This is a genomic window from Cecembia sp. (assembly GCF_007126775.1).
GTDB lineage: Bacteria > Bacteroidota > Bacteroidia > Cytophagales > Cyclobacteriaceae > Cecembia.
The window spans coordinates 1-3,365 of record NZ_SLAP01000055.1 but is presented as its reverse complement, the minus strand read 5'-3'; the positions used below and the strand labels follow the sequence as shown (position 1 = coordinate 3,365).

Below are 3,365 nucleotides of genomic sequence, written 5' to 3'. Positions count from 1 at the left end.
TTAATACAATAAATGCGCTAAGAATTTTAGAATACATAAATGTTCTCAATTGGGAAACTAAATTACATAATGAAGGTTAAAATGCTGTGAATAAACTCAAATTATATCAAAACCAGCAATTGGATATCCTCAGAAAGCAGGGGGATGCTATTGGGGATCAAACGGTAAACTTTCTCTTTCAGTTCCCTGAATGGATCGATACCTTCAACTCTTGGGAAAGCTTTCCACAGTTATCAGAAATTTCTTCTTTTCCAGAGCCTCTTGCTGGTTTTTTGTTGGAATTCAAAAAAGCGCCAAACTGGATCAATCCGCGAAAGGTGAAAATGGCCCAGGTGTTTTTTGAGAAAGAAGGCAATCTTTACCTGTCACTTTTGGGTTTCTATTCCCTGCCATATTGCTATGCTTTTGCGGATGGAGCCCAGGTTTTGGTAAGGTCCAAGCGAATAACCGATGATATTGGAATGCGGCTTGCCGAAACGGCCTTATTTCTTTTGGACAGTTTTAGGCCGGGAACATTCATAAGCAATGAGGAAGCCATGTTGACCCTGTCAAAAGTAAGGTTGATTCACGCATTTAGCCGCCTTTTTATTTCCAAATATGCCAAGGATTGGAAAGAAGACTGGGGAGTTCCGATTAATCAAGAAGATATGATCGGTACCAATTTGGCCTTTAGTCTTCTGGTAATGCGTGGCATGGAAAAGTTGGGCAGGTATCCCGGTAAGGAAATGTCAGAAGCAGTGATGCATTATTGGAAAGTGATCGGACATTACCTGGGTATCCAAACAGCGTATTGGCCGGAAACAGCGAAAGAGGCCTTTGAATTGGAAAAAATAATCAGAAAGCGGCATTTGGGAGCTTCTGATGCTGGTCATGTTTTGATTCAGGCTTTGTTGACTTACTACAGAAATACCGTGCCAGATCCTGCCTTGGCCAATAGGACTGCGGAATTGGTGGCCTATTTTGTGGGACAGGAAGCCGCAGAGGCACTGGATCTAAAGGCTGGTACACAATTGCCAAAGGCCCTATATGGCTTTCTTCTCGACTTGAGTTTTTTTAAACAGTATGGTACGGGTACTTCTTATGAGAAAACCCGAAGGATATTTTTGGAGCAGAGCAGTATGCAGTTTGGAAGGTTCCCAAAGTTGCAATTGCCATCCAGAAAGCGTTCGTAATCGTACACTTTTTTGTCCGTTCTTGCAGTGTTTTTAGGGTTAAAACCCTGTTTAAATCCTTTTTAAGCTGTTTTTTGCTTGTGGCATCCTTTTCGTACCTTACCATAACAATGAAAAGCATCACTACGATATGGCAGCAATTTCCCTTGGAGCTGATCTTCTGGATTGGTGCCCTGGTCGGGATATTTCTGATCGATCCTTATGGACCACAGCATTTCACTTTGTGCCCATTGGATAACTTGGGATTCAATTGGTGTCCCGGGTGTGGATTGGGGCGGGCGATGAGCCTATTGACAAAAGGAGATCTAAAAGCTTCCTGGTCTATGCATCCCTTGGCTATGTTTGCCTTTGCTGTGATTGTATTCAGAATTATTCAACTTATCAGAAACATCAAAACAACAAAAAATTATGGCTAATGTATTGAGACATCTTCCGGAATTGGAAGGCATGGAATTGGGCTACATCCAAGGAATTTTAAAAAACATGGATGATGAGCAGGCAGCTTTGTTTGCGCAGGTTTACCGCGCCAGAAGAAAAGACAACCAAATGGTTTTGATTCTTTGTTTGCTGGGATTCTTTGGATTTGCAGGGCTGCACCGTTTTATTCTTGGGCAGATTGGTTTGGGTATTTTGTATATTCTAACAGTCGGTTTATGCTTTATAGGTACCATCGTTGATTTGGTCAATTACAAGAGTTTGGCCTATGAGTACAATATAAAGGTCGCACATGAAACCTTATCTATGATGTCTAATGGCGGCAGTCCTTATACCCCAACGGTTGGAAATAATGAATAGATCAATGATGAGAATAGGATTGGTTTTAGCATTGGGTCTTATGGTCAGTGCCTGTGCGGTAGCAGAAAAAACCTATACCAAGTCGTATGAGGAGCAGTTTAGTGGTGTAAAGGAGGTAGAGATTGAGGGCCGCTTTTTGGAAGTTTCCTACGAAGGTAGAGAAGGAGATCAAGATGTTTTTATGAATGCTTTTTTGGAAGCTGCAGAAAACAGTGGCCTGGATATCAAGTTCAGACAATCTGGCTCCAGACTCAAAATTGAAGTGGTCGGAAATGCGGTCAATACCGGGTTCAACTTTGGCAATCAAAACAAAGGGTTTATCAGTTTGACAGGTCCTGAGAACATGAAGGTTAGGATAACGAATACTTCTGGTCCTGTAGAAGCCATGCATGTCAGCCATGATGTCATTGACCTGAAAGTGAGTTCTGGAAGTATCAGTGCATCTGACCTGGAAGTGGATGACATCCACTTTACAGCTTCTTCCGGTAGCATCAGGGGAGAAAGACTTTATGGTACTATTAATTGTCAGATCAGTTCAGGAAACGTAAGATTAAATGAAGTAATCGGTGATATTCAGGCCAAGGGTTCATCTGGAAGTTTAAGATTTGAGCAGGTGGAAGGGAAGGTAGATGCCAAGGTGAGTTCGGGAGGCATCAAGTTAAGTGATGTCCGCGAAATAGGAGATCTGAGTACAAGTTCGGGCAGCATTCGGGCCGAATCTTCGGGACTCGGTGCCAGTACCCTCCTGAAATCTTCCTCTGGTTCTATTCGAATCAGCACCACGTCTGATCTGGATAATTTTAATTTTGACCTGAAAGCCGGTAGTGGTAGCGTGAAGGTTGGGGAAAGATCATCGAGTAAAAACCTCAAAATAGAAAATGGAGCGGTTCATACCATCAGCGGTTCTGTAAGCAGTGGGAGTATCAGGATAGAAATTTAAGGGAGAAATAAGGTCCAAGAACCAAGAGGACCAAGCATTAAGAAAATATTCTGTGGATTTTTTAGCTTGAGGTCAGGATGCAGGGAGGGAAAAAGTGTCCATGGTTCATGGTTCAGAAGTTCATGGATTAAGGTGTATATTATAAGATTTGTAAAACAACTTATCCGCCACGGAGGAATTGAACAAAATAGGGTTCATGGGTTCAGGCGTTCATGGTTCAGAGTTTATCGTTCATTAAGAGGTGAAATTAGAATTAAGAACCAAGTCAGAGGTAAAAAGCAATTCCCTGAGCTTGTCGGAGGGGGAAAAGATCCGGGGTGGAAACTCCGGATTTTTTATTGGATTTGGTTTTTATTTTTGGATCAATAAAAAAAATAAAAAATAATTGATTTTTTTTTCAGCTTGTATTTTAGGGTAAAATGCAGTTTCTTTTTAATGATTTACAATTAATAGTTTGT

4 protein-coding genes are annotated in these 3,365 nt (G+C 41.5%); all 4 read left to right on the top strand.

The genetic code is table 11. The features are described 5' to 3' along the window. The first annotated feature begins 86 nt into the window (after positions 1 to 86). On the top strand, positions 87 to 1,172 hold the full coding sequence (locus QZT73_RS03895; RefSeq protein ID WP_291781256.1) for an oxygenase MpaB family protein: 1,086 nt from the start codon (positions 87 to 89) through the stop codon (positions 1,170 to 1,172). Between the two features lie 110 nt (positions 1,173 to 1,282). Next, on the top strand, positions 1,283 to 1,588 hold the full coding sequence (locus QZT73_RS03890; RefSeq protein ID WP_291781253.1) for a DUF2752 domain-containing protein: 306 nt from the start codon (positions 1,283 to 1,285) through the stop codon (positions 1,586 to 1,588). Next, entirely contained in the window at positions 1,581 to 1,967 is a 387-nt protein-coding gene (locus tag QZT73_RS03885) for a TM2 domain-containing protein (protein WP_291781249.1), read from the top strand. The genes QZT73_RS03890 and QZT73_RS03885 overlap by 8 nt, the downstream gene beginning before the upstream one ends. Before the next feature lie 4 nt (positions 1,968 to 1,971). Next, positions 1,972 to 2,907, top strand: coding sequence for a DUF4097 family beta strand repeat-containing protein (locus tag QZT73_RS03880; RefSeq protein ID WP_291781246.1), 936 nt, complete (start codon positions 1,972 to 1,974; stop codon positions 2,905 to 2,907). Positions 2,908 to 3,365: the final 458 nt, after the last annotated feature.

Bases quoted from the DNA above. Each gene is read 5' to 3' on its own strand.
- QZT73_RS03885 (WP_291781249.1), top strand. From the start codon at position 1,581: ATGGCTAATGTATTGAGACATCTTCCGGAATTGGAAGGCATGGAATTG.
- QZT73_RS03880 (WP_291781246.1), top strand. From the start codon at position 1,972: ATGATGAGAATAGGATTGGTTTTAGCATTGGGTCTTATGGTCAGTGCC.
- QZT73_RS03890 (WP_291781253.1), top strand. From the start codon at position 1,283: ATGAAAAGCATCACTACGATATGGCAGCAATTTCCCTTGGAGCTGATC.